Source organism: Nonomuraea gerenzanensis (assembly GCF_020215645.1).
Taxonomy (GTDB): domain Bacteria; phylum Actinomycetota; class Actinomycetes; order Streptosporangiales; family Streptosporangiaceae; genus Nonomuraea; species Nonomuraea gerenzanensis.
Genome location: NZ_CP084058.1, coordinates 8,167,291 through 8,190,236, shown reverse-complemented (window position 1 = coordinate 8,190,236; position 22,946 = coordinate 8,167,291). Strand labels below are relative to the sequence as shown.

The 22,946-nt window shown below is 73.2% G+C and carries 28 protein-coding genes; 16 read left to right on the top strand and 12 right to left on the bottom strand.

Features of this window, described 5'->3' with window-relative positions:
- Nucleotides 1-40: 40 nt before the first annotated feature.
- The 3 genes from mihF to LCN96_RS38070 form a co-directional block, all read right to left on the bottom strand.
- Nucleotides 41-346: an integration host factor, actinobacterial type gene (gene mihF / locus LCN96_RS38080; RefSeq protein WP_043641121.1), complete on the bottom strand. Its 306-nt coding sequence runs from the start codon at nucleotides 344-346 to the stop codon at nucleotides 41-43.
- A 103-nt stretch (nucleotides 347-449) separates the two neighbouring features.
- Nucleotides 450-854 (bottom strand): GlcG/HbpS family heme-binding protein, encoded by a 405-nt coding sequence (locus LCN96_RS38075; RefSeq protein WP_225267275.1) that lies wholly within the window; start codon nucleotides 852-854, stop codon nucleotides 450-452.
- A 107-nt stretch (nucleotides 855-961) separates the two neighbouring features.
- Nucleotides 962-2,191, bottom strand: coding sequence for an ROK family protein (locus LCN96_RS38070; RefSeq protein WP_225267274.1), 1,230 nt, complete (start codon nucleotides 2,189-2,191; stop codon nucleotides 962-964).
- Between the two features lie 23 nt (nucleotides 2,192-2,214).
- Here LCN96_RS38070 and LCN96_RS38065 point away from each other — a divergent pair, with 23 nt between their 5' ends.
- From LCN96_RS38065 to LCN96_RS38015, 11 genes are all read left to right on the top strand, one after another.
- Entirely contained in the window at nucleotides 2,215-3,456 is a 1,242-nt protein-coding gene (locus LCN96_RS38065) for an MFS transporter (RefSeq protein ID WP_225267273.1), read from the top strand.
- 181 nt (nucleotides 3,457-3,637) lie between these two features.
- Nucleotides 3,638-4,729 (top strand): LacI family DNA-binding transcriptional regulator, encoded by a 1,092-nt coding sequence (locus LCN96_RS38060; protein ID WP_225267272.1) that lies wholly within the window; start codon nucleotides 3,638-3,640, stop codon nucleotides 4,727-4,729.
- Nucleotides 4,726-5,640, top strand: coding sequence for a carbohydrate ABC transporter permease (locus LCN96_RS38055; RefSeq protein WP_225267271.1), 915 nt, complete (start codon nucleotides 4,726-4,728; stop codon nucleotides 5,638-5,640). The genes LCN96_RS38060 and LCN96_RS38055 overlap by 4 nt, the downstream gene beginning before the upstream one ends.
- Nucleotides 5,637-6,455, top strand: coding sequence for a carbohydrate ABC transporter permease (locus LCN96_RS38050; RefSeq protein ID WP_225267270.1), 819 nt, complete (start codon nucleotides 5,637-5,639; stop codon nucleotides 6,453-6,455). Before LCN96_RS38055 ends, LCN96_RS38050 begins: the two co-directional genes overlap by 4 nt.
- Before the next feature lie 9 nt (nucleotides 6,456-6,464).
- The gene (locus LCN96_RS38045) at nucleotides 6,465-7,775 is read left to right on the top strand and encodes an ABC transporter substrate-binding protein (RefSeq protein WP_225267269.1); all 1,311 of its coding nucleotides are present in this window, start codon (nucleotides 6,465-6,467) and stop codon (nucleotides 7,773-7,775) included.
- Nucleotides 7,772-8,839: an ADP-ribosylglycohydrolase family protein gene (locus tag LCN96_RS38040; RefSeq protein WP_225267268.1), complete on the top strand. Its 1,068-nt coding sequence runs from the start codon at nucleotides 7,772-7,774 to the stop codon at nucleotides 8,837-8,839. Before LCN96_RS38045 ends, LCN96_RS38040 begins: the two co-directional genes overlap by 4 nt.
- 7 nt (nucleotides 8,840-8,846) lie before the next feature.
- Complete coding sequence (locus LCN96_RS38035) at nucleotides 8,847-9,815, top strand: ADP-ribosylglycohydrolase family protein (protein WP_225267267.1); 969 nt, start codon at nucleotides 8,847-8,849, stop codon at nucleotides 9,813-9,815.
- Nucleotides 9,812-10,951 carry an ADP-ribosylglycohydrolase family protein gene (locus tag LCN96_RS38030; RefSeq protein WP_225267266.1) on the top strand — a complete coding sequence of 380 codons (1,140 nt, stop codon included), beginning with the start codon at nucleotides 9,812-9,814 and terminating at the stop codon, nucleotides 10,949-10,951. Before LCN96_RS38035 ends, LCN96_RS38030 begins: the two co-directional genes overlap by 4 nt.
- Nucleotides 10,948-12,345, top strand: coding sequence for an ADP-ribosylglycohydrolase family protein (locus LCN96_RS38025; protein ID WP_225267265.1), 1,398 nt, complete (start codon nucleotides 10,948-10,950; stop codon nucleotides 12,343-12,345). Before LCN96_RS38030 ends, LCN96_RS38025 begins: the two co-directional genes overlap by 4 nt.
- The gene (rbsK, locus tag LCN96_RS38020) at nucleotides 12,342-13,226 is read left to right on the top strand and encodes a ribokinase (RefSeq protein ID WP_225267264.1); all 885 of its coding nucleotides are present in this window, start codon (nucleotides 12,342-12,344) and stop codon (nucleotides 13,224-13,226) included. The genes LCN96_RS38025 and rbsK overlap by 4 nt, the downstream gene beginning before the upstream one ends.
- A gap of 44 nt (nucleotides 13,227-13,270) precedes the next feature.
- Nucleotides 13,271-13,480: a hypothetical protein gene (locus tag LCN96_RS38015; RefSeq protein ID WP_225267263.1), complete on the top strand. Its 210-nt coding sequence runs from the start codon at nucleotides 13,271-13,273 to the stop codon at nucleotides 13,478-13,480.
- A gap of 43 nt (nucleotides 13,481-13,523) precedes the next feature.
- On the opposite strand, the gene LCN96_RS38010 is transcribed toward LCN96_RS38015, so the two are convergent.
- Nucleotides 13,524-14,219, bottom strand: a complete 696-nt coding sequence (locus LCN96_RS38010) for a FadR/GntR family transcriptional regulator (RefSeq protein WP_225267262.1) — start codon at nucleotides 14,217-14,219, stop codon at nucleotides 13,524-13,526.
- 174 nt (nucleotides 14,220-14,393) lie between these two features.
- Between LCN96_RS38010 and LCN96_RS38005 the strand changes: the two genes are divergently transcribed.
- Together LCN96_RS38005 and LCN96_RS38000 are read left to right on the top strand one after the other, a co-directional pair.
- The gene (locus LCN96_RS38005; protein ID WP_225267261.1) at nucleotides 14,394-16,088 is read left to right on the top strand and encodes a 2-isopropylmalate synthase; all 1,695 of its coding nucleotides are present in this window, start codon (nucleotides 14,394-14,396) and stop codon (nucleotides 16,086-16,088) included.
- Nucleotides 16,089-16,198: 110 nt separating this feature from the next.
- Entirely contained in the window at nucleotides 16,199-16,705 is a 507-nt protein-coding gene (locus LCN96_RS38000) for a nucleotidyltransferase domain-containing protein (protein ID WP_225267260.1), read from the top strand.
- Between the two features lie 66 nt (nucleotides 16,706-16,771).
- Here LCN96_RS38000 and pyrF read toward each other — a convergent pair whose 3' ends face one another.
- Nucleotides 16,772-17,596: an orotidine-5'-phosphate decarboxylase gene (gene pyrF / locus LCN96_RS37995; RefSeq protein ID WP_225267259.1), complete on the bottom strand. Its 825-nt coding sequence runs from the start codon at nucleotides 17,594-17,596 to the stop codon at nucleotides 16,772-16,774.
- A gap of 117 nt (nucleotides 17,597-17,713) precedes the next feature.
- Between pyrF and LCN96_RS37990 the strand changes: the two genes are divergently transcribed.
- Nucleotides 17,714-18,196 carry a DUF2283 domain-containing protein gene (locus tag LCN96_RS37990; RefSeq protein ID WP_225267258.1) on the top strand — a complete coding sequence of 161 codons (483 nt, stop codon included), beginning with the start codon at nucleotides 17,714-17,716 and terminating at the stop codon, nucleotides 18,194-18,196.
- Nucleotides 18,197-18,337: 141 nt separating this feature from the next.
- On the opposite strand, the gene LCN96_RS37985 is transcribed toward LCN96_RS37990, so the two are convergent.
- Nucleotides 18,338-18,697 carry a hypothetical protein gene (locus LCN96_RS37985; protein WP_225267257.1) on the bottom strand — a complete coding sequence of 120 codons (360 nt, stop codon included), beginning with the start codon at nucleotides 18,695-18,697 and terminating at the stop codon, nucleotides 18,338-18,340.
- A 63-nt stretch (nucleotides 18,698-18,760) separates the two neighbouring features.
- Here LCN96_RS37985 and LCN96_RS37980 point away from each other — a divergent pair, with 63 nt between their 5' ends.
- Complete coding sequence (locus LCN96_RS37980) at nucleotides 18,761-19,570, top strand: HAD family hydrolase (RefSeq protein WP_225267256.1); 810 nt, start codon at nucleotides 18,761-18,763, stop codon at nucleotides 19,568-19,570.
- Between the two features lie 58 nt (nucleotides 19,571-19,628).
- Here LCN96_RS37980 and LCN96_RS37975 read toward each other — a convergent pair whose 3' ends face one another.
- The 5 genes from LCN96_RS37975 to LCN96_RS37955 form a co-directional block, all read right to left on the bottom strand.
- Complete coding sequence (locus LCN96_RS37975) at nucleotides 19,629-19,877, bottom strand: hypothetical protein (RefSeq protein ID WP_225267255.1); 249 nt, start codon at nucleotides 19,875-19,877, stop codon at nucleotides 19,629-19,631.
- Between the two features lie 49 nt (nucleotides 19,878-19,926).
- Nucleotides 19,927-20,547 carry a TIGR00645 family protein gene (locus tag LCN96_RS37970; RefSeq protein ID WP_225267254.1) on the bottom strand — a complete coding sequence of 207 codons (621 nt, stop codon included), beginning with the start codon at nucleotides 20,545-20,547 and terminating at the stop codon, nucleotides 19,927-19,929.
- The gene (locus LCN96_RS37965; RefSeq protein WP_225267253.1) at nucleotides 20,547-20,693 is read right to left on the bottom strand and encodes a hypothetical protein; all 147 of its coding nucleotides are present in this window, start codon (nucleotides 20,691-20,693) and stop codon (nucleotides 20,547-20,549) included. The genes LCN96_RS37970 and LCN96_RS37965 overlap by 1 nt, the downstream gene beginning before the upstream one ends.
- Before the next feature lie 97 nt (nucleotides 20,694-20,790).
- Nucleotides 20,791-21,009 carry a hypothetical protein gene (locus LCN96_RS37960; RefSeq protein WP_225267252.1) on the bottom strand — a complete coding sequence of 73 codons (219 nt, stop codon included), beginning with the start codon at nucleotides 21,007-21,009 and terminating at the stop codon, nucleotides 20,791-20,793.
- Between the two features lie 101 nt (nucleotides 21,010-21,110).
- Nucleotides 21,111-21,455 carry a winged helix-turn-helix transcriptional regulator gene (locus LCN96_RS37955; protein ID WP_225267251.1) on the bottom strand — a complete coding sequence of 115 codons (345 nt, stop codon included), beginning with the start codon at nucleotides 21,453-21,455 and terminating at the stop codon, nucleotides 21,111-21,113.
- Nucleotides 21,456-21,546: 91 nt separating this feature from the next.
- Here LCN96_RS37955 and LCN96_RS37950 point away from each other — a divergent pair, with 91 nt between their 5' ends.
- Nucleotides 21,547-22,194 carry an NADPH-dependent F420 reductase gene (locus tag LCN96_RS37950; protein WP_225267250.1) on the top strand — a complete coding sequence of 216 codons (648 nt, stop codon included), beginning with the start codon at nucleotides 21,547-21,549 and terminating at the stop codon, nucleotides 22,192-22,194.
- A gap of 91 nt (nucleotides 22,195-22,285) precedes the next feature.
- On the opposite strand, the gene LCN96_RS37945 is transcribed toward LCN96_RS37950, so the two are convergent.
- Nucleotides 22,286-22,945: an endonuclease V gene (locus LCN96_RS37945; protein WP_225267249.1), complete on the bottom strand. Its 660-nt coding sequence runs from the start codon at nucleotides 22,943-22,945 to the stop codon at nucleotides 22,286-22,288.
- Nucleotide 22,946: the final 1 nt, after the last annotated feature.

Here is a 22,946-nt window from a genome sequence, read left to right as displayed (position 1 = left end):
GGTCCGCGCGCCGGTGCGCGCGGACCTGGCCGCTCGGGGTTTAGCCGAGCGCGTCGACCAGCTTCTTGCGCTGCTGGGCGCCCAGGCCGCCGAGGCGGCGCTTCTCGTCGACGCCCGCCTCCTCCATCAGCGCGGTGGCCTTGGCCGGGCCGACGCCCTTGACGGCGCGGAGGGCCTGGGACACCTTGATCTTCTTGGCGATGTCGTCATCGCGCTCCAGCAGCTGAGCGAACGTCAGCTCGCCCGCCTTGACCTTGGCCAGCAGAGCCGTGCGGGCGGCACGGGCCTCGGCGGCCTTGGCCAGAGCGGCTTGACGCTGCTCGGGGGTGAGAGTGGGAAGTGCCATCTCAGTTCTCTCCTCGGGGAGTTAAACGTTCGGGTCCTGTTACCCGTGGTGCAGTGGCTAATCATGGCGGATGCCGGGGGTTCTTGTTGCGGAAAGCGCCCGCTCAGCGGGCACCCCACACCGATGCGGCCGCTTCCGCGCACGCCACGTCCTGCGTGATCGTGCCTCCGCTGACCCCTACGCCGCCGACCACGCGTTCTCCCTCACCGTAGCCGGACCACAGCGGAACGCCACCTCCGAAGCACACGAAACCGGCCCCCGCCAGGCCCGGCAGCTCCCCTCCCCGGGCGGCCGCCGCGGCCAGCTCGGAGGTGGGTCTGCGCAGAGCGACCGACGTGTACGCCTTGCCCTGCGCGAGCACCGGCCCGGAGATCTCCGCACCCTCCATACGCTGGAAGGACACCAGATTCCCGCCCCCGTCCACGACCGCGACGGAGACCGCCGCGCCCTCCCGGAACGCCTGCTTCAGAGCCGCTTCCGTCATGCGGAGCGCGAGTTCGAGATTCACGCGATCGTCCCTCTGATCATGGTGTCGCGGCGCGTTGGACCCTTCCATCCGTACAGGTCCCCGGCGGGGCCCCGCAAGATCACCGGTGCGACCTCGGAAGGGAGGCGTTATGGCGCGCTTTCCCCGTCCAGGGTGGAATGCGTCACACTTTGCCGGTCGGGCGTGTCGCAAGCCTGGTCAGGCTGACTTTTACGCCAGAGTTCTAGACCCTCCGTGGTGAGGAGGGCGTCGAAGACCGACTCCATGGCGCCCAGCAGCGAGCCCCGCCAGCCGAGCGCCGACCCCTCGATCCTGGGCGGGTGGTCGCGGCGGATCGCCATCAGCCCCGGCTCGCAGGCCGCCAGCAGGGCCTCGCCGGCCCGCTCGCGCAGCTCCACGCCGTGCCCGGACAGGACGACCACCTCGGGGTCGTGGGCGTTGACGAGGGCCGCTATGCCCCTGCCCAGCGCCCTCGCGGTCGCGGTGACGGCCTCCTCGCTGGTAGCCAGCACCCGCTCGGCCTGCTCCCTGCCCCTGCCGCCGCCGTAGGCCAGGCCGGCCAGGCGCAGCAGGGCGTTCGCGCCGACGTCCATGCCCCAGCAGCCGATGGCGCCGCACGGGCAGGGGCGCTCGCTCGCGCCGATGCGCATGTGGCCGAACTCGGCGCCGGTGCCGCTCGCGCCGGGGACCGCGTGACCGTCCACGACCAGCACGCCGCCGAGGTCGAAGTCCACGTGCAGGTGCACGCCCACCCGTACGCCGCGCAGCTTGCCCCGGCGCGCCTCGGCCAGCGCGGCCAGGGCGGTGTCGTTGCCGACGAAGACCGGCGCCCCCGGGTCGCCGAGCAGCGCCGGCACGTCCACCGAGCGCCAGCCCAGGTGCGCGATGTCCACCAGGCCGCCGTGGCTGATCGGCCCGGCCAGCGCCACCCCGACGCCGGCCATCCGGTGCCCGAGGCGGCGCGCGTGCTCGGTGACGGCCTCGCCCAGCGGCCCCAGCGTGCCCTGCGGGGTGCCGTCGTGCGGCCGTACGGCGAGCACGGTGACGCGCCCGCCCAGCTCGCACGCCGCCAGCTCCCACGCGTCCTCGCGCACGTCCACCGCCAGCGCGACGGGGCCGTGCGGGTGCGGGCCGGGCACCTGGGTCGGCCGGCCGCGCGCGTGCCCGGGGGCCGGCTCCTCGTGCAGCAGCGCGTCCTCGGCCAGCCCGGCGACGAGGACCGACGCGGTGCCCCTGGCCAGGCCGAGGTCGCGGGTGAGCTGGGACCTGGTGCGGGTGGCCCCGCAGTCGTGCACGGCGCGCAGCAGCCTGACCCGGTTGTGCGCGCGCAGCTCGCCGCTCGTTGTGGCTCCGATCACGCTTCACAGTTTATGCTCTAGCCGTGAACAAAACCCCCATAGCGGCAAAGAGGGCTCGTGTCGGTGTTTTCGGATTCTTCTTCCTGGCCGGTTTCGTCATGGGGCTGTGGGCCGCCGGCCTGCCGTCGCTGAACGACCGCCTCGACCTCGGCCCCGCCAGGCTCGGCAGCGTCCTGCTGCTGATCTCCGGCGGCGCGCTGGTGTCGATGCTGGTGGCGGGGCCGCTGGTGGACCGGTGGTCCAGCCGGCGGGTGTGCTGGTTCGCCGGGCCGTTCTCCGGCGTGGTGCTGCTGGGGCCCGCGCTGGCGCCCTCGTACTGGTCGCTGGCGGCTCTGGCGGTGCTGTTCGGGATCGGGCTGGGGGTGACCGAGGTCGCCATGAACGCCCACTCCGTCGAGGTCGAGCGGGTCTACGGGCGGCCCATCATCTCGGCCTTCCACGGCGTGTGGAGCCTGGGCGGGGCGGCCGGCGGCGGGCTCACCTCGCTGGCGCTGCAGGGCGGGCTGGACGCACAGGGGCTGCTGATCGCGGCGGCGGTCGTGGTGCCGTTCCTGTACCTGCCCGCGGCGTACCTGCTGCTGCCCGAGCGGCCCGCGCACGAGTCCGCCTCCCCGGCCGGCGGGGCCGCGTCCGACGGGTCCTCGCTGCGCTGGGGGCTGATCGCGCTGCTGGGGCTGGCGGCGTTCGCGGGGCATCTGAGCGAGGGGGCCGCCATCGACTGGGCCGCGCTGCACGCGCGGTGGGTGCTGGAGACCGATCCGGCGATGGCGCCGCTGGCGTACACGATCTTCTCCGTGGCGATGACCACCTTGCGGCTGCTGGGGGACCCGATCAGGGGCCGGCTCGGCTCCGTGCGCACGATCCAGCTCGCCGGCCTGTTCGCCACCCTGGGGTACGTCCTGGTGCTGCTGTCGCCGGTCGTGGGCGAGTCCGTACGCGTGGTGTGCGCGTGGACCGGCTGGGCGCTGGCCGGGGTGGGGCTGGCCACGGTCGTGCCCGTGCTGTTCAGCGCCGTGGGGGCCGCCGGTGGGCGGGTCGGGCGGGCGCTGGCCATGGTGACCGCGTTCGGCTACACCGGGCTGCTGCTCGGGCCGGCCGTGCTCGGGTTCGTGGCCGAGCACGCGTCGCTGCCGGTCGCGTTGATCATCCCGGCCGTGCTGGCGGCCGTCGTCACGCTCGCCGGCTCGCCCGCGATCCGCGCCCTGCTGCGGGTGTCCGCCGCCGCCCCGGTGCCCGCCGCCGAGCCCGAGCCCGCGCGGGACTGAGCGGTTTCCGGCACGTCCTCGAATCGGGCGTGCCGGAAATTTGCCAAGATGGCACCTGAGCTGGTGTTATGCGATCGTGACTTGACCCCGCAAGTTACGGCCATGTTTCATGTCCCCAACCCAGTAAACGTTTACAGCCAAGTGTCCGTAAACGTTTACATCACCTGTGAAAGGGACAGCCTTGGCCGACGGACCCACGATCAACACGATCGCCGCGCGCGCGGGCGTCTCGATCGCCTCCGTCTCGCGGGTGCTGAACGGCCTGCCGACCAGGCAGGACACCGTGCGCAAGGTGATGGCGGCCGCCGACGAGCTCGGCTACGTGCGCAACGCCGTGGCCAGGTCGCTCAAGTCGCGCCGCACCCACCAGGTCGCCTTCGCCATGGCGGACGTCGGCAACCCCGCCTACCTGGCCATGCTGCGCCAGATCCAGCCCGTGCTCAAGGCCGCCGGCTACCGGCTCGTGCTGCACTCGACCGACGCCGTCGCGGCCGACGAGATCGACGTGCTGCACAGCCTGGGCGAGCGGTACGTGGACGGGCTGATCATGAGCCCGCTGCGCGTCACCGAGGCGCACCTGCAGATGCTGGCCACGGCCAGGGCGCCCGTCGTGATCATCGGCTCGGTGCCCGAGGGCACGCGGGTGGACAACGTACGCGCGGACTCGCGCACCGGCGTGCGGCTGGCGGTCGACCACCTCTACGCGCTGGGCCGCCGCCGCATCGCGATGGTCAACGGCCCGCTCGACACCGTGCCCGGCGCCGCCCGCGGGGCCGCGTACCGGGAGGCGCTGCAGGACCTGGGCCTGCCCCACGACGAGAGCCTCGTGCAGATCGGCGACTTCTACCGCCAGGAGGGCGCCCAGGCCGTGGCCGCGCTGCTCGGCCGGGTGCCCGACGTGGACGCGCTGATGTGCGCCAACGACCTGATCGCGCTCGGCGCCCTGGACGTGCTGCGGGCGGCGGGCAAGCGGGTGCCCGAGGACGTCGCGGTGGTCGGCATGGACGACACGGACCTCGCCGCGGCCTCCTGGCCGTCGCTGACCAGCGTCTCGCTCGGCTCGGCCGAGCGTGGCAAGGCCGCCGCCGAGCTGCTGCTGGAGCGCCTGCGGGGCGACGACGGCGAGCCGAAGGTGGTCACCGTGCCGCCCCGCCTCGTCGTCCGCGCATCCACCGCGGGCCCCGACAGCGCGGGCCCCGACACCGTGCGCCCCGACACCGTGCGCCCCGACATCGCGGGCCCCGGCTACGACAGGAAGGAGGCCGGGCAGTGACGGCGACCGTGACGCGACCGGCGCCGCCGCGCGGCCCGCGGGCCAGGCGCCGCGGGATCTCGCGCCAGACGCGGGAGATGTGGGTGCTGATGTTGCCGGCCCTGGTGCCGGTGCTGCTGTTCAGCGTGGGCCCCCTCCTGTACGGCATCGGCCTGGCGTTCACCGACGCCCGCAACACCCGCGTCCACCAGACCGAGTTCGTCGGCCTGGAGAACTTCAGCCGCCTGCTGACCGACGCGGAGTTCTGGTCGTCGTTCCAGATCGGCGCCATCTGGGCCGTCTCGGTGACCGTGCTGCAGTTCCTGGCCGCGCTCGGCCTGGCGCTGCTGCTCAACGAGAAGCTCCGCTTCAGCGGCCTGGCCAGGGTGCTGTCGGTGGTGCCGTGGGCGATGCCGCCGGTGGTCATCGGCCTGATGTGGAAGCTCGTCTACCACCCCGACGCGGGCCTGCTGAACGACCTGCTCGGCACGCACGTCAACTGGCTGGCCGACTTCTCGCTCGCGCTGCCCGCGATCATCGTGGTCGGCATCTGGGCCGGCATGCCGCAGACCACGGTCGTGCTGCTCGCCGGCCTGCAGAACATCCCCAAGGAGCTGTACGAGGCCGGCGAGATGGACGGCGCCGGCACCTGGCGGCGCTTCTGGAACATCACGCTGCCCCAGCTCCGTCCGGTGATCGTGGCGATCACCTCGCTCGACTTCGTGTGGAACATCAACCAGTTCGGCCTGGTGTACGTGCTCACCCAGGGCGGTCCCGGCGGGCGCACGCGGCTGCCGATGCTGTTCGCCTACGAGGAGGCGTTCAGGTACCGCATGGCCGGTTACGCCTCGATGCTCGGCCTGGCCATGGCGATCGTCGTGCTCGCGGTGCTCGGGCTGTACCTGTGGCGGCAGATGAGGGAGGCCAAGTGAGACGCGTTGGGCAGTACGCCGCGCTGGTGGCGTACGTCGCCTTCCTGGCGTTCCCGCTGCTGTGGCTGCTGTCCACGGCGCTGAAGACGCCGCAGGAGATGGCGCTGACCGAGCCGACGTGGATCCCGCGCGAGCCGACGCTGGCCAACTTCGGCGACGCGTTCGGCGAGCAGGACCTGATCGGCGCCGCGCTGCGCAGCCTGGTCGTGGCGTTGTTCGCGAGCGTGATCACGGTGCTGATCTCGCTGCCGGCCGCCTACGCCATGGCGCGTCACCGGGGCCTGGTCAACAAGCTCGCGATCGGGTGGGTGCTGGTCAGCCAGGTGTTCCCGTTCATCCTGATCATCATCCCGCTCTTCATGATCCTGCGGGACCTCGACCTGATCAACACCTTGCCGGGGCTGGTCGTCGTGCACGTGACGTTCACGCTGCCGTTCGCGCTGTGGATGTTGCAGGGGTACGTGCGCGCGGTGCCGCGCGAGCTGGAGGAGGCGGCGGCCGTGGACGGCGCGAGCCGGCTGCGCTCGATCGCGAGCGTGGTCGCCCCGCTGCTCGCGCCCGGCGTGGTGGCCACGCTGCTGTTCGCGTTCATCTCGTCGTGGAACGAGTTCATGTTCGCGCTGGTCGTCCTGCAGAACCCGGACGTCATGACGCTCCCGCTCACGCTGGTGAGGTTCACCGGCCCGGAGGGGGTGGCCAGGCTCGGCCCGCTGGCCGCGGCGTCGCTCATGGCGACGATCCCGAGCCTGATCTTCTTCGCAATCATTCAGCGGCGACTGAAGTCCGGCCTGATGGCCGGCGCCGTCAAGGGCTAGGAGGCTCATATGCGAATCACGTCCGCTCTGGCGGCTGCGGCGGTCCTCACGCTCGCCGCCGCGTGCGGCGGGGGAGGCGGCGGCAGCGAGTCGGCACCGTCCTCCAACGAGCCGGTCAAGATCAATTTCCTCAGCCTGGCGTGGCAGAAGGAGTCCGTCGCCGCCAACAAGCAGCTCGTGGACGAGTGGAACAAGGCCAACCCCACCATCCAGGTCACCTACGTCCAGGGCAGCTGGGACAACGTCAACGACCAGCTCGTCACCCAGTTCGCCGGCGGCACCGCGCCCGACGTCATCCACAACGACTCGCCCGCGCTGTCCGGCTTCGCCGCCGACGGCTACCTGCTGGACCTGAAGGACAAGCTGCCCGCCGAGCTCAAGAGCGACATCCCGCAGCCCGCCTGGGACACCGTCACCTTCTCCGACGGCAAGGGCGGTCAGGGCGTGTACGGCGTGCCGTTCCTGCAGGAGTCGCAGGTCATCATCGCCAACAAGAAGCTGCTGGACGAGGCCGAGGTGCGCGTCCCCACCGCGGACGAGCCGTGGACCTGGGACGAGTTCTCCGAGGCGGCCAAGAAGATGACCAAGGGCGGCTCCTTCGGGGTGGCCTGGGCGATGAAGTCGCCCGTCAACAAGACCCTCAACCTGGCGCTCAACTTCGGCGGCACCTTCTTCCAGACCGGCGCCGACGGCAAGACGACCGTCAAGGTCGGCCCGGAGGAGCGCGAGGTGCTCCAGCGCATCCACGACCAGCTCTACAAGGACAAGTCGGCTGACCCCGACGCCCTCGGCCAGGGCACCGCCGACCCGCTGCCCGCCTTCTACAAGGGCAAGTTCGCGATGCTGCCCGCCGGCGTCTACCTGCGCCAGCAGGTCGTCGAGCAGGCTCCCGACGGGTTCGAGTGGGTCACGCTGCCCGCGCCGAAGGGCACCAGCGCCCAGCAGGGCGCGGTCTCGCAGACGCTGTCGATCGCGCAGGAGAGCGAGCACCCCGGCGAGGCGATGAAGTTCATCTCCTTCTTCCTCAACGGCGCCAACCAGGCCAAGCTCGCCAAGGGCGACTGGCTGCTGCCCACCTCGCAGCAGGCCGCCGCCGACCCGGCCATGACCACCGAGGAGAACGGCTGGGACGTGGCCACCGCCTCCGCCAAGAACCTGGTCGTGGCGCCGTTCCTGAAGGTGAACGGCTTCGACGAGTGGAAGAGCAAGGTCGCCACGCCTGCGCTGCAGGAGTACTTCGCCAATAAGATCACCATCGACCAGGTGGCCACGAAGCTGGTCGAGGACGGGAACAAGGTGTTGGAGCGTTACCAGCGGTGACGGTGCTCATGCGGGACGTGCTGCGCGACAGGGCCCGGGGGTGCCTGCTCGGCCTGGCGGCCGGCGACGCCCTCGGCGCCCCGGCCGAGAACCTCACCCCGGCGGAGATCCGCCGGCGGTGGGGCCGGCTCACCGAGATCGAGGGCGGCGGCACCGACGACACGGAGTACGCGATCTTCGCGGCCTCCCTGCTGACCCTGCACGGCCACGCGCTCACCTCGGCGGACGTGGCCGCGGCCTACCGGTCGCAGATCATCCCCCGGGTGACCGGGCCGATGCGCGGGGCCGGCTTCTCCGAGCTGGGCACCGTCGAGGCGCTGCGCCGCGGTCTCGAACCGCCGATGTCCGGGCTGGCGCACTCCCACGGCTGGTCGGACGGGCTGGCCATGCGCGCCGCGCCGTACGGGATCTTCTGTCCGGGCGATCCGGCGGAGGCGGCGCGGCTGGTGGAGCAGGACGGGCTGGTCAGCGGGTCCGGCGAGGGCATCGTCGGCGGCCGGGCGGTGGCCGGCGCGGTCGCCGCCGCGATGACCGGGGCGGAGCCGCGCGAGGTCGTGTCGGCCGCCCTGTCGGTGATCCCGGCGGACTCGTGGACGGCCAGGAACGTGATCCGCGCCCGCGACGCCCTCGCCCGCGCGGCCCGATCGAGCGGTGCGCGCGACGACGCTGCCCGCGCGAGCGGCGCGCCCGGTGATGACCTGGAGCTCGTCGAGGCGCTGCACGAGGCCGTCGTGGTCAGGCACTATCCGTGGACGGACCTCGCCCCCGAGGCAGTGGCGCTGGCCATGGCCGCGTACCTGGCCGGCGAAGGCGAGGTCGAGGCGTCGGTGACGTTCGCCGTGAGCCTGGGCAGGGACGCCGACACGATCGGCGCCATCGCCGGAGCCCTCGCGGGAGCCGGCCGGGGCCAGTACGGCGTGCCCGAGCGCTGGGCCACCCGGATCCTGCCCGTGACCGGCAAGTGCCTGCCCGTCGTGGCCGGCCTGCACGTGTTCGACGCCGCCGACGAGCTGGCCGACGACCTGGTCGACAAGATGGCCGGCGAGCTGGCGGAAGGACTGTAGGGAGACCATGTCGGGGGACAGGATCAGGGGCGCCTTCATCGGCCTCGCGATAGGTGACGCCGTGGGCTGGCCGGCGGCCAGGCATCGCGCGGCCCTGCACGCGCCGTGGAGCCGCCGCCTGCACCGCGAGCTGGACGCGTTCGCCGAGGAGCACCGCGTCACCACGCTGCCGGTGCCGTTCGCGCTCAACCAGCCCACCGCGCCGCTGCGGGTGGGCCCGTCGGACGACGCCGAGTGGCTGGCCTGGACGGTGCTGACCATCGACCGCCCGCGCGCCGAGGCGTTCGGGCAGCTCGCCGGACGCGAGGACGTCAGGGCCCGCATCTCCGTGGCCACGGCGCTGGACAACCTGGCCAAGGGCGTCGAGCCGCCCGCCTCGGGCCACGACAACCCGCACCACTTCGACGACGCCGCCGCCGTCAGGGCCGTCGCGTACGGGGTCCTGGGGAGGGACCCGACGCCGGACGCGCAGGTGACGAACGCCGCAGACGGAGTGCTGGCCGCCCAGGCCATGGCCGCCGCCGTCGCGGAGGCCGTGGCGTCGGGCGAGGCGGGCGCGGCGGTGGAGGCGGCGCTCGCCGCGCTGCCGGCGGACACCGCCATCGGCCGCAACGCCCGCCTGGCCGTCGAGGTCGCCAGGAAGGCGGGCGATCCGTTCTGCGCGATCCCCGCGCTGGACGCCGCGCTGCTCGACCACGTCTACAGCTACGGCGTGGGCGCCGCGCAGACCGTCCCGGTGGCGCTGGCGCTGGCCGAGGCGGCGGGAGGAGATCTCGCCAGGGCCGTCCCGGCGGCGGCCTGCCTGGCCCCGCTGGCCGACTCTGCGCCCGCGCTCGCCGGAGCGCTGGCCGGGGCGTGCGGCGGCTACGAGGCGATCCCGGAGGGGTGGACCGCCTCGGCCCGCACGCTGGCCGGCTGCTGCCTGCCTGACCTGGCGGGCCGTGATCTGATCGAACTACTGGAGGGAATCGCATGACGCCGCTTGAGGACAGAGCCACTGGCTGCGTGGCGGGAGCGGCGGTCGGTGACGCGCTGGGCGGCGCCACCGAGGGCTGGACTCCCGAACAGATCGTGGAGCGGTACGGGGGCCACGTCGAGGGTGTCGTGCCGCCGTTCAACGAGGACTGGCGCAACGCCCGGCCCATCGCCCCGTACCACAAGGGTGACGGCCACATCACCGACGACACGCTGATGACGCACGCCCTGATCCGCGTGTACGAGAAGACCGGCGGCCACCTGGACGCGTACGCGATGGCCGAGCACCTGGTGCCCGAGCTGATGGGCGAGCGGCGCTGGATCCCCGAGCTGGAGGCGGAGGCGCTGCCGCTGCAGCGCGTCTTCCTGGCCGAGAAGTGGATCGTGGCCCGGCTGCACTACGGGCACGCCGACCCGCGCGAGGCCGGCGTCGGCAACATCGTCAACTGCGGCGCCGCCATGTACGTGGCCCCCGTCGGCATCGTGAACGCCGCCGACCCCGACGCCGCCTACGCCGAGGCCATCGAGCTGACCGGGGCGCACCAGTCGAGCTACGGCCGCGAGGCCGCCGGCGTGATGGCCGCCGCCGTGGCCGAGGCCATGCGGCCGGGCGCCACCGCCGACTCCGTGGTGGCCGCCTGCCTGCGCCTGGCCAAGGACGGCACGCGGGCCGCCATCGAGGCCGTCTGCGAGACCGCCGCCGGGCTCGGGCACTGGGACGGCTCGTTCGAGGCGCTGCGCGCCGCCGTGCGGCCGTACGACACCGTCGCCGACACCTACCGCGACCAGGGGCTGGGCGCGCGCAGGCCGAGCCGGGTGCACAGCATCGAGGAGCTGCCGCTGGCGCTCGGGTTCCTGGTGATCGCCAAGGGGGACTTCCGCGACACCGTGCTGGGCGGGGTGAACTACGGGCGCGACGCCGACTCGATCGCCTCCATGGGCGGCGCCATCGCGGGCGCGCTCGGCGGGCTGGCCTCGGTGCCGCAGGAGTGGGTCGAGCAGGTGGGGGTGGCCAGCCGTACGGATCTGGTGGCCCCCGGGCTGGCCATCGCGGAGGTGGCGCGCCGGGTGCACGCCGACGACCTGGCACGCCGCCGCGCCCACGAGTCCGCCTTCGCCGAGCTCGACCGCGCATGATCAGACTCACCTGGGTCCAGCCGGAGGACCTCGTCGGGCACGAGCTGCGCCAGGCCGCCGAGGACGGCCGTGACGTGCGTGGGATCGCCGACCGCTGGCGCGCGGCCGGCGGGCACGACGCCCCGCCGCGCGCCGGCGCCTCGGAGCCGGGGGCGGTGCGGCTGCGCGGGCTGGCGGAGGAGCTGCTGGATGAGCTGGCCGCCATCCCGTCCCCGCTGCCCGAGCCGTCCGACCTGCCGGGCATCATCGCCGCCTGCCCCGACTGGCCGGGCACCATCCCGCCCGCCGCGCCGGGCGGCGGCACCACCACGCCCGGCGGACCGCGCGACGGCGGCGCCGCGCGCGGGCCCGTGACCGGCGTGGATCCGGCGCGGGTGCTCGGCGCGTGGCTGGGGCGGGCGGCCGGGTGCGTGCTGGGCAAGCCCGTGGAGAAGATCCCGAGGCAGGGCATCAGGCAGATCGCCGAGGCCACCGGCAACTGGCCGATCCGCGGCTGGTTCACCGCCGAGGGCCTGCCGGACGACGTCGCCCGCCGCTGGCCGTGGAACCGCCGCAGCGCCGTCAACTCCCTCGCCGAGAACATCGACGGCATCCCCGAGGACGACGACCTCAACTACCCGCTGCTCGCCCTGTCCCTCCTGGAGCGCCACGGCCGCGGCTTCACCACCGAGGACGTGGCCAGGCTGTGGCTGGACGAGCTGCCCGCCGGCCGCACGTTCACCGCCGAGCGCGTCGCGTACCGCAACCTCCTGGACGGCGTCGAGCCCCCGGCCACGGCCACCTACCGCAACCCGTTCAGGGAGTGGATCGGCGCGCTGATCAGGGCCGACGTGTACGGCTGGGTGAACCCGGGCAACCCGGCGGCGGCGGCCGAGCAGGCCTGGCGCGACGCCCGGCTGACGCACACCGCGAACGGGATCTACGGGGCGATGTTCGCGGCGGCGATGTGCGCCGCGTCGCTGACGGCGGCGTCGGCGGAGGAGGTCGTGGCGGCCGGGCTGCGGGTGGTGCCGGCGGGCTCGCGGCTGCACGAGGCCGTCCGCCTGGCCGTGGCGGACGCCGCCCGCGAGGACGACTTCGAGCGCGTCGTCGACCGCCTGCACGAGCGCCACGGCGCCCTGCACTGGGTGCACACGATCAACAACGCCGCCCTGGTGGCGGCCACGCTGATCCACGGCAGGGGTGACTTCACCGCCACGATCGCCGGGGCGGTGGCGGGCGGCTGGGACACCGACTCGGCCGGCGCCACGGCCGGCGCGGTGGCGGGGGCGCTGAACGGCGGCGTGCCGGAGCGGTGGCGGATGCGTGACAGCCTGGCCAGCAGCCTGACAGGGTTCGACGGGGTGGGTCTTGCCGAGCTGGCCGCCCGTACACAGGGGATGATGACAGCATGATCTCGGTTTTCGGCAGCGCCAACATGGACCTCGTCGCGTACGTCTCGAAAGCCCCCAGACTGGGCGAAACAGTAACCGGGCACCGCTTCCGCACCGTGCCCGGGGGCAAGGGCGCCAACCAGGCGATCGCCGCCGCGCGGGCGGGCGGCCGGGTGGCGTTCCTGGGGGCGGTGGGCGACGACGGGTTCGGCGCCGAGATGCGCTCCACGCTGTCGGAGGCCGGAGTGGACGTGCGCGGCCTGCGTCAGGTGCCCGGCCCGAGCGGCATCGCGCACATCGTGGTGGACGACGACGGCGCGAACTCGATCATCGTCGTCCCCGGCGCGAACGGCACCATCACCGGCCCGTCCGGCGAGGACCTGGCCGCGATCGCCGCGTCCAACGCGCTGCTGCTCCAGCTGGAGCTGCCGATGCCGGCGGTCGTGGCGGCGGCGCAGGCCGGCCGGGTGGCCGGGGTGCCCGTCTTCCTGACCCCCGCCCCCGCCCAGCCGCTGCCCGCCGACCTGCTGGAGGCCGTGACGACGCTCGTGCCGAACGAGCACGAGGCCGCGGCCATCACCGGCGTCGAGGGGGCCGAGGCCGCTCTGGACGCGCTGCTGGAGCTGGTGGAGGAGGTCGTGATCACGCTGGGCTCCGACGGGGCGCTGTACGGGTCGCGCTCCGGGGACCGGCTGCGGGTGCCCGCCGTGAAGGTGGAGGCGGTGGACACCACGGCGGCCGGCGACACGTTCGTGGGGGCGCTGGCGGTCGCGCGCACCGAGCGCCTGCCCGTCGCCGACGCGCTGAGCTTCGCCGCCACGGCGGCGGCGCTGTCGGTGCAGCGGGAGGGGGCCAGCACCTCGATGCCGTCCCGCAGGGAGATCGAGGACGCGCTCGGCTGACGGCGGGCGGGTTCGGCGGAGGCCGTCGGGGCAGGTGAGGGGCTATGAGCGAGACATCCGACGAACTGCCGGAAGCCGTGGGTGGGGTGAGCGGGGAGAGCGACGTGGTCGCCGAGCGCTCCGGCTGCGACACCCCGAGGTCGCGCCGCCCCGTGTCGGCCGACCTGCCTGAGGAGCAGGACGAGCCGCAGCCCGAGGAGGAGGACGGCGAGGAGGGCGACGAGATCCGCCCTGACGTGGGCCCCACCGGCTAGAAAGGCGGCGTGGGCCCCGGCTGAAAGGGTGACGGGATCCCCCTCAGGGGTGCCGCCGGTGCAGCAGGGCGAGGGTCTGCTCCAGCTCCGCGCGCAGGATCCCCTCGGCGGCGTCGCCGTCGCCCCGCCGGATGGCCGCCACCAGCCCGGCGTGCGTCTCGTGCCCCGTGTTGGGGTCGTGCCGGCGCAGCTCCAGCAGTTGCACCAGGTCGATCAGCCGCTCCCGCAGCGCGGGCGCGAACTCGGCGAACAGGTCCGACAGCACCGGGTTGCGCGCCGCCGCCACGACCGCCGCGTGCAGCGCGATGTCGGCGTCCACGAAGGCCGCGTCGTCGCCGGCCGCCGCCCGCTCGCGCCCCGCCAGCGCCGCCTCCAGCGCCGCCACGTCCTCCTCGGTACGCCGCCCGGCCGCCAGCCGCGCCGCCTGGGTCTCGACGATGACGCGGACCTCGTACACGTCGGTGATGGCGGCCCGCCGCAGCCGGGCGGGCCAGTCCTCGGCCGGCTCGGTGGCGATGACGAACACCCCGGCCCCCTGGCGGGCCTGCACCAGCCCCGCACCGGCCAGCGCGCGCAGCGCCTCCCGCACCGTCGAACGGCCCACCCCGAGCGTCCTGGCCAGCGTGGTCTCACCGGGCAGCCGGGTGCCGACGGGCCACTCGCCCTGGGTGATCTGCTCGCGCAGGTGCTCGGTGGCCTGCTCGACGAGAGGGCTGGGGCGGAGTGAACCGAGCGGCATGGCGGTGAACCTCTCAGCTTGTCTGAGGACCTGTGTTGTGGTTAGTGTACCCGTCATGACGTCGTACGGTCGCCTGCTCCTTGGCCGCCGCGGCGGGGCCTGACCGGACCGGCACCCCGCCGCGGTGGTTCGGGTGCCCGCCGGTCCTTCCCGTCACGACCGACAAGGACTCACATGTACGACTGGAACCGGCAGCGCCCCAGCGCCATGCCGTACCACCGCTATAGCCCCGCCCACGAGCGCGTCGAGGTGCCGCTGACCGGGCGCTCCTGGCCCGCGCGGCGCGTCACCGAGGCCCCGCTGTGGGTGCCGGTCGACCTGCGCGACGGCAACCAGGCGCTGGCCGAGCCGATGGACCCCGAGCGCAAGCGGCGCATGTTCGAGCTGCTCACCGGCCTGGGCTTCAAGGAGATCGAGGTCGGCTACCCCTCCTCCAGCCGGCTCGACTTCGACTTCATCCGCCACCTGGCCACGCCGGGCGTCGTGCCCGAGGACGTGAGCGTGGTGGTGTTCACGCCCGCCAGGCGCGAGCTGATCGAGCGCACCTTCGAGTCGATCGAGGGCATGTCGCGCGTGGTCGTGCACCTCTACACGGCCACCGCCCCCACCTGGCGCGAGGTGGTGCTCGGCCAGGACAGGCCCGCGCTGCGCAAGATGATCATGGATTCGGCCGGGCACATCGCCCGGCTGGCGGGGGATCGTGACATCCGCTTCCAGTTCTCGCCCGAGGTGTTCAACCTGACCGAGCCGGACTACGTCCTGGAGATCTGCAACGACCTGACGGCGCTGTGGGACGCCGCGCCGGACCGTCCCGTGATCCACAACCTGCCCGCGACGGTCGAGGTGGCCACGCCCAACGTGTACGCCGACCAGATCGAGTACATGCACCGCCACCTCGACCGCAGGGACGCCGTCATCCTGTCGGTGCACCCGCACAACGACCGCGGCACCGGCGTGGCCTGCGCCGAGCTGGCCGTGCTGGCGGGGGCGCAGCGGGTGGAGGGCTGCCTGTTCGGCAACGGCGAGCGCACCGGCAACGTGGACCTGGTCACGCTCGCGCTGAACCTGCACACCCAGGGCGTGGACCCGATGATCGACCTGTCCGACATCGACGAGGTGCGCAGGGTGGTCGAGCACTGCAACCGCCTGCCGGTGCCCGAGCGCCACCCGTACGCCGGGGACCTCGTCCACACCGCCTTCTCCGGCACCCACCAGGACGCCATCAACAAGGGCCTGGCCCACCACGCCAAGCGGGCAGCCGAGCTGGGCGTGCCGCCGGAGCAGGCGCCGTGGGAGGTGCCGTACCTGCCGATCGACCCGGCCGACGTGGGCCGCGGCTACCAGGCGGTCATCCGCGTCAACAGCCAGTCGGGCAAGGGCGGCATCGCCTACCTGCTGAACACCCGCTACGGCCTGGAGCTGCCGAGGCGCCTGCAGATCGACTTCGCCTCGGTCGTGCAGCGGGCCACCGACGGCAGCGGCGAGGAGATCACCGCCGAGCAGCTCTGGCAGCTCTTCCACGTCACCTACCTGGCGCCGGGCGAGTCCGGCGCGCTCGCCGGCTGGAGCACGGCGGAGACGGCGCCAGGCGTGCACGAGTTCACCGGGACGCTGCGCGACGGCCGCCGCGTGAGCGGCACCGGCAACGGCCCGCTGTCGGCGCTGACCGCCGCGCTCGCCGCCGGTGGCATCGACGTGGACATCCTGCACTTCGCCGAGCACGCGGTGGACCCCGGCCGGGGCAGCAGCGCCGTCGCCTACGTCGAGGCCAGGGTGAACGGCACGACCTGCTGGGGCGCCGGCCAGGACACCTCGGTGCTGACCGCCTCCGTGCAGGCGGTGCTGGCCGCCGTCCAGCGGATCGGCTGACGCACGGCGGATCGGCTGACGTACGGCGGATCGGCTGACGTACGGCGGATCGGCTGACGTACGGCGGATCGGCTGACCTACGGCGGATCGGCTGACGTACGATCATGGTCATGTTCGAAGCGGGTGCGGTGCTGGACGTGCTGGAGGCGCTGGAGCGGGCGGGCTGCGCGGTCTGGGTCGCCGGCGGCTGGGGCGTCGACGCGCTGGTCGGGCGGGTCACCAGGGAGCACGCCGACCTCGACCTGCTGCACCGCGAGGAGCAGGAGCGGGCCGTGATCGCCGCCCTGGAGGCCCTGGGCTACGCCGAGCGCACACAGGGCGTGGTGCCGGGACGGCCCGCCCGCTTCGTCATGGCCGGCCCCGGCGGGCGCGAGCTGGACCTGCACCCGCTGCGCTTCCTGCCCGACGGCTCCGCGCTGCAGCGGCTCGACGACGAGGGCGGCGCCCTGGCCTATCCGGCCGCGGCCTTCGCCGACGGCCGGATCGAGGGGGTGCGGGTGCCGTGCCTGTCAGTGGCCCAGCAGGTGCACTTCCACCAGGGTTACCAGCCGAGGGAGCGCGACCTGGTGGACATGGCGAGCCTGCGCGAGGCGTACGGGATCAGCACGCACTTCTGAACGGCGGGCGGGCCCGCCACCGACGGCCGGGCGGCGGCGCGGGAGCGCCCTGCGCCTCCGAGCGGCTCACTTCTGAGCGGCGGCGCTCGCCGACAGGTGGGCGGCGCACTCGTCGCGGTAGCGCAGGGTGCGGGCGCGCACCTGCTTCGGGTCGGCCAGCACGGCCCGCGACACCGACGGCACGACCGCGTGCCGCACGGCGCCGAACAGCCGCGCCACGTCGGCCGGGGTGGCCCCCTGCGCGCCCAGCCCGGGCGCCAGGATGGGCCCGTTGAGGTCGTCCAGCGAGTGCTCCAGCGCGGGCAGCGTGGCGCCCATGACCACCCCGACAGGCCCGAACGGCGCGTGCCCCGCGTTCGCCGCGGCGGCCCCGGCCAGCACCTGCCCGGCGACCGGCCGCTGCAGCCCGGCCGCCTCCGGGTTGGACGTGCGGGCCAGCACGAACACGCCCGCGTCGTTGGCCATCGCCGAGGTGATCGCCCCCTCCAGCGACCCGAACCCCAGGTACGGGCTGAGGGTCACGGCGTCGGCGGCCAGCGGGCTGCCCTTGTCGAGGTAGGCCTCGGCGTAGGCGGCCATCGTGCTGTCGATGTCACCCCGCTTGACGTCGAGCAGCACCAGCGTGCCGGCCTCGCGCAGGTCGGCGATGGTGCGCTCCAGCACGGCGATGCCCCGGCTGCCCCAGCGCTCGAAGAAGGCCGACTGCGGCTTGACCACGGCGGCCACGTCGGCCACCGCCTCGACGACCGTGCGGCAGAACCGCTCCAGCGCCGCGGGGGAGTCGTCGAGGCCCCAGGTGTGCAGCAGGGCGGGGCTCGGGTCGATGCCCACGCAGAGTGGCCCGCACGTGTCGAGCCTGGCTCGCAGGCGGCTTCCGAACGACTCGTTCATCTCAGCGCTCCCGTGGGCGGATGGTCCTCCGGCGACGATATGGTACGCGGGCCGCCGTTGCCTAACCGGTGCCTCACCGAGTCTTCCGCGAGTGAGCCGAGGGGTAGATGAGCAGACATGTACGAGATCGCCCACCGCGTGCTGGCGCTGCGCACCGATCCGCCGCGTGACGTCGTGATCACCGTCGGCGTGCCCTACGAGGAACCGACGGGCGAATGGTCGTGCCCGTACCGGATCGACGGGCTCGACGGGTGGGAGCACGAGCGGAAGGTCTCCGGGCTCGACTCGCTGGAGGCGGTCGAGCTGGCGATGATCACGGTGCGGGCGGCGGTGACCGGCTCGCACGAGGCCAGGGAGGGGCTGCTGGCCTGGGACGACGACGATGAGCCGGCCGAGCGGCGGGCACGCACGGTGTACGTGAGCGTGGACCGCGAGCGGAACCTCGCCTACATCGCGATGAAGCACGAGATCGTGCCCGGCGAGGCCAGGCGCCAGGTCGTGGCGGAGGACATCGTCCTCGACTACGGCGACGCCGGGCAGCTCCTCGGCCTGGAGCTCACGGACGCGGCCCGGCTGCTGCCCCCGGAGATGCGCCTCTGACGGGCCTCGCCGTCTGATGGGCCTCAGCGTCCGACCGGCCTCGCCGTCTGATGGGCCTCAGCGTCCGACCGGCCTCAGCGTCCGACCGGCCTCAGCGTCCGACCGGCCTCAGCGTCCGACAGCCTCAGCGTCTGATTGGGCTCAGCGCCCCAGCAGCCACCGCCAGCGTGGCAGCTCCAGCACCACCGTGACCACGGCCAGCACGGAGACCAGCGCGGCGGCGAACGCGTGCCAGGCCACCCAAGCCGCCGCCACGGCGGCCACCACCTGCAGCGCGACCAGCAGGATCGTCACGAAGCCCGGCACAGCGACGATCACCTGCCGCTTGTCGCCGGGGGTGGAGAAGACCGTGGGCAGCCCGATCAGCACGATCACCGACAGCACGGCCAGCGGCACGGAGTGCGGGGCCAGCGCCCACGGCGTCGCGACCCAGGCCACCAGCTCGGTGGCGAACCGGAAGACGGAGGCGGCACGGTCGTCCGGGCGCGGGGTGGAGGGCACCCGCGTACCCTACAACCCGTCTCCCCGATGATCCACCCGGGGTGGCTCGCCATAATCGCTACCGTGAGCACCGGAAACTTCCCTCGCATCGTGGCCACCGACCTCGACGGCACCCTCCTGACCACGGCAGGCGAGGTCAGCGCACGTACCAGGCAGGCGCTGGAGGCGGCCCGCGCGGCCGGCGCCGAGATCGTCCTCGTCACCGCCAGGGCGCCGCGCGGCGTCCGTGAGATCGCCGCGCAGGCCGGCGTGACCGGCACCGTCATCTGCGGCAACGGCGCCGTCGTGTACGACGTGGCGACTGACGAGATCACCCACAGCAGCCCGCTCGACCCGCAGACCGCCCGCAAGGTCGCCGAGACGCTCGCCCTGGCGCTGCCCGGCGTCGGGCTCGGCGTCGAGACCGGCAGGAACGTGCTGGCCGAGGCCGCCTACACCAGGCGCGTGGACTACGACCTGGCCTCCTACATCGAGGTGGAGTCGGTCTTCGACGGCGACCGGCCGATCATCAAGCTGCTCGCCTTGTCGACGGCGCACACGGCCGAGGAGATGTACGCGGCCGTGGCGGCGGCCATCGGCGACCTGGCCGAGGTCACGTACTCGGGGATGGAGGGGATCCTGGAGATCAGCGCCCCCGGCGTGACCAAGGCCGTCGCGCTCGACCGGCTCTGCGCCGAGCGGGGCGTCGGGGCGGGGGAGGTGGTGGCGTTCGGCGACATGCCCAACGACCTGCCGGTGCTGCTCTGGGCCGGAGCCGGCTACGCGATGGCCAACGCCCATCCGATGGTGCTGGCGGCGGCCGGGCACCGCACACTGTCGAACGACGAGGACGGGGTGGCCGTGGTGCTGGAGGATCTCCTGGCCGCGCGCTGAGCCGCGACCCCGAGGCCGCCTGGTGCCCGCCCACCCCCGCGGGCGGGCACGTGCGGCCTCACGCGTCGTCGTCCGACACGCGCGAGGTGCCCTCGCAGGTGGCGGGTGACTTGCTGAGCAGCGGGACGACGCCTCCGCAGGTGCTCACCGGCAACGAGACGGGCTCGACGATCTCGTCGTTGAAGATGATCACATCGCCGATCAGCGGTGCGGGGGCCGCCTTCGTGTCATCGCCGCCGTCGTCCTCGGCGTACGCGGCCGTGCAGCAGAGCAGCATCAGGGCGACGGACGCGAGGCCCGCGGCCACGGCACTCCTCATCCCCATCCCCGGCACCGCCAGGGGACGTGCCGTCCGCTCACGCGGCCATCCGGTCCTGCTGAAGCTGCGCGGGACGCTCGGCACCGCCCGTGCCGTGCTGCGGGCGACCGCCCTCCATGATGCGATCGATCGCGGCAAGCGCCAGCGCCGAGACGACGAAGGTCAGGTGGATCAGGGTTTTCCATAGCAGCTCCCGCTCGGTGATGGTGGGTCTGGCCGCGTTGATGAAGATCTGCAGCAGATGGATGGAGGAGATGCCGATGATCGCCATGGCCAGCTTGACCTTCAGCACGTTCGCGTTGACGTGCGAGAGCCACTGCGGCTGGTCGGGGTGGCCCTCGATGCGCAGCCGCGAGACGAACGTCTCGTAGCCGCCGATGATGACCATGATCAGCAGGTTGGAGATCATCACCACGTCGACGAGACCGAGGACGATCAGCATGACGGTGGTCTCCGGCGGGTGGCCGCCGAAGCCCAGCTGCGCCAGGTGGAGCAGCTCCGCCAGGAACCGCCACACGTACACCACCTGGGCGACGATCAGCCCCAGATACAGCGGAACCTGGATCCAGCGGCTGAGGAACATGACATAGCCGACGCGCCCCAGCATCGTCCGTGGCCCGGCCGGCGAGTCGGCCACGGACAGCTGTGCGAGTCGCACTACGACGTCAGGACGTTGACGTGCTGGATCATGGTCTCGACCTGGACGAGCGAGGGCTCGCCAGAACCGAGACTGTCGAGGTGGAGCGGTGGCGCGCCGCCTGCCAGCGCCAGTGCGGCGGCGGCTATCAGGACTCGGACCTTCAACGGGACTCCTTGCTGCTGCTCTTCGGGAACGGGGACCGGGCGGCGCGCAGGGTCACGCCGCCCGTACCGGTGTCGAGGGGTGGTCCGGTGCGCCGGGTCAGGGCCCTAGGCAGTTCGTTCCCGGGACCTCGGGCACGGCGAGCAACGTCATCGGATCGAGGGCGGCGGAAGGATCGACGGCCCCCGTGGGGGCCTCGGCCAAGCAGGTGAGTGTGTGGACGGGATCGACGACGGCCTGCGCCGCGGGAGCGGCGAGCAGGGTCAGGCCGCCCGCGATGGCGGCGGCGCCGAGGACCCTGCGGGGAGTGAGGAGCATGCAACCTCCTGGGTAACGGTAATGAACAACCCTCGACTAGCTACCCAGAGTAGTGATTCGGTAACACTCGGTTTATCGAAAGTGTTGGGTGTGCTTGACAATCACGGGGCGGGCTCGTAGCGGTCCTGCGCGGCCATGACCTCGTCGGCGTGGTCGGACGCCCACTCGCCGAACGCCTCGATCGGGCCCAGCAGCGAGCGGCCCAGGGCGGTCAGCTCGTACTCGACCCGCGGCGGCGCCTCGGCGTAGACGCGTCGGGCCACCAGGCCGTTGAACTCCAGGCGGCGCAGCGTCTCCGTCAGCACCTTGGTGCTGATGCCGCCGATCTCCTCGCGCAGCCTGCCGGGGCGGCGCGGGCCGTGGCGCAGCGACCAGAGCACGACCGCGTTCCAGGTGTTGGCCATCAGGTCGAAGGCGAGTCTGGCCTGGCAGTCGGCGAGGAACAACGAGGGCCTCCGTTAGGCACCGGATGGTGTGTGTCGGACTTCCTAGAGTCCAGGTGTCTCTAGTAAAGCCTTCTTCGGACGGAGTACGGACATGCGGATCGGGATTCTCGGCGCGGGCGGCATGGCGGACGCGCTGGGCACCCAGTGGGCCGGGGCGGGCCACGAGGTGATGGTGAGCGGGCGCGACCAGGGCCGCAGCGCGGCGCGGGCGGCCCTGATGGCGACGCAGGCGGGCGGTGAGGTGCGGGCGGGGAGCTTCGCGGAGGCGGCGTCGTTCGGGGACGTCGTGGTGGTGGCCGTCAGGGAGGCGGGGCTGCTCGACACGCTGCGGGCGGCCGGGGCGGCGCTGCGCGGCAAGGCGATCGTCGACGTGACCAACGGCGACCCGAAGGAGTTCGACCTCACGCGATCCCTGGCCCGGCTGATCGCGGACGTCACCGGTGGGCACGTGGTGAAGGCGTTCAACCTGTGCCACGTGGACGTGTGGCGGATGACGCCGCCGGTCTTCGGCGGCCGGCCGCTGGCGGTGCCCCTGTGCGGCGACGACCCCGAGGCGCTGGCGGCGGTGCGCACGCTGGTCGCCGACCTGGGGTGCACGCCGGTGCATGGTGGTGGGGTGGAACGGGCGGTGCTGCTGGAGGCCACGGCGGCGTTCGTGATCGGGCTGTGGTTCGGCGGCGCCGACGCCCAGGCCATCCTCCCGCCCCTGGCCTCCTCAGGCGACCACCAGCCCGCCTGACCCCAGCGGGACGGCCTGGCAGGGTGCCTGGGCGGGCGGTCCGATGGGGCGGCCTGGCAGGGCTGGCGGGCCCGGCGGTTCGGCGGGGTGGTCAGGACGGGTGGCGGGCCAGGTGGTCGGCGCGGCGGATGGGCTCGGGCAGGCGGTAGCGCGGGGTCAGGCGCAGCACCTGGTCCGTGACGACGTCCAGCGAGACGCGGTGGCCCTGGGAGACGTACACGGGCTTGACCTCCCGTTGCGTGCGCAGCGCCCGGCCGACAACGGCGCCGTCGTGCACGATCGGCGTCCAGGTGCCGCGCCCCGGCCCCGGCGGCTCGTGCGTGCCGACGAACGGCGTCTTGCCCACGCCCAGCGCCGGCAGCCCGGTCAGCACCCCCAGATGGCAGGCCAGGCCGAAGCCGCGCGGGTGCGCCAGCCCGTACCCGTCGCACACCAGCAGGTCGGGCGTCACCGTGAGCCGTTCGAGCGCCGCCACCAGCGCGGGCAGCTCGCGGAAGGCGAACAGGCCCGGCACATACGGGAAGGCCGCCCGCCCGTGCGCCACCACCTCCTCCACCGGCTCCAGCGTGCCGGCGTCGAGGACGACCACCGCGGCCGTCACCTCGTCGTCACCGTGGTAATGCACGTCCAGCCCCGCCACCAGCGCGAACGACGCGGGCCCCGACAGCTCCAGCTGCTCGCGAAGCCGGTCCTGGATGGACTCCGCCTCGGCGACGCTGCCGGGCCACGGGTGAAGCTGCTTCACATGCACC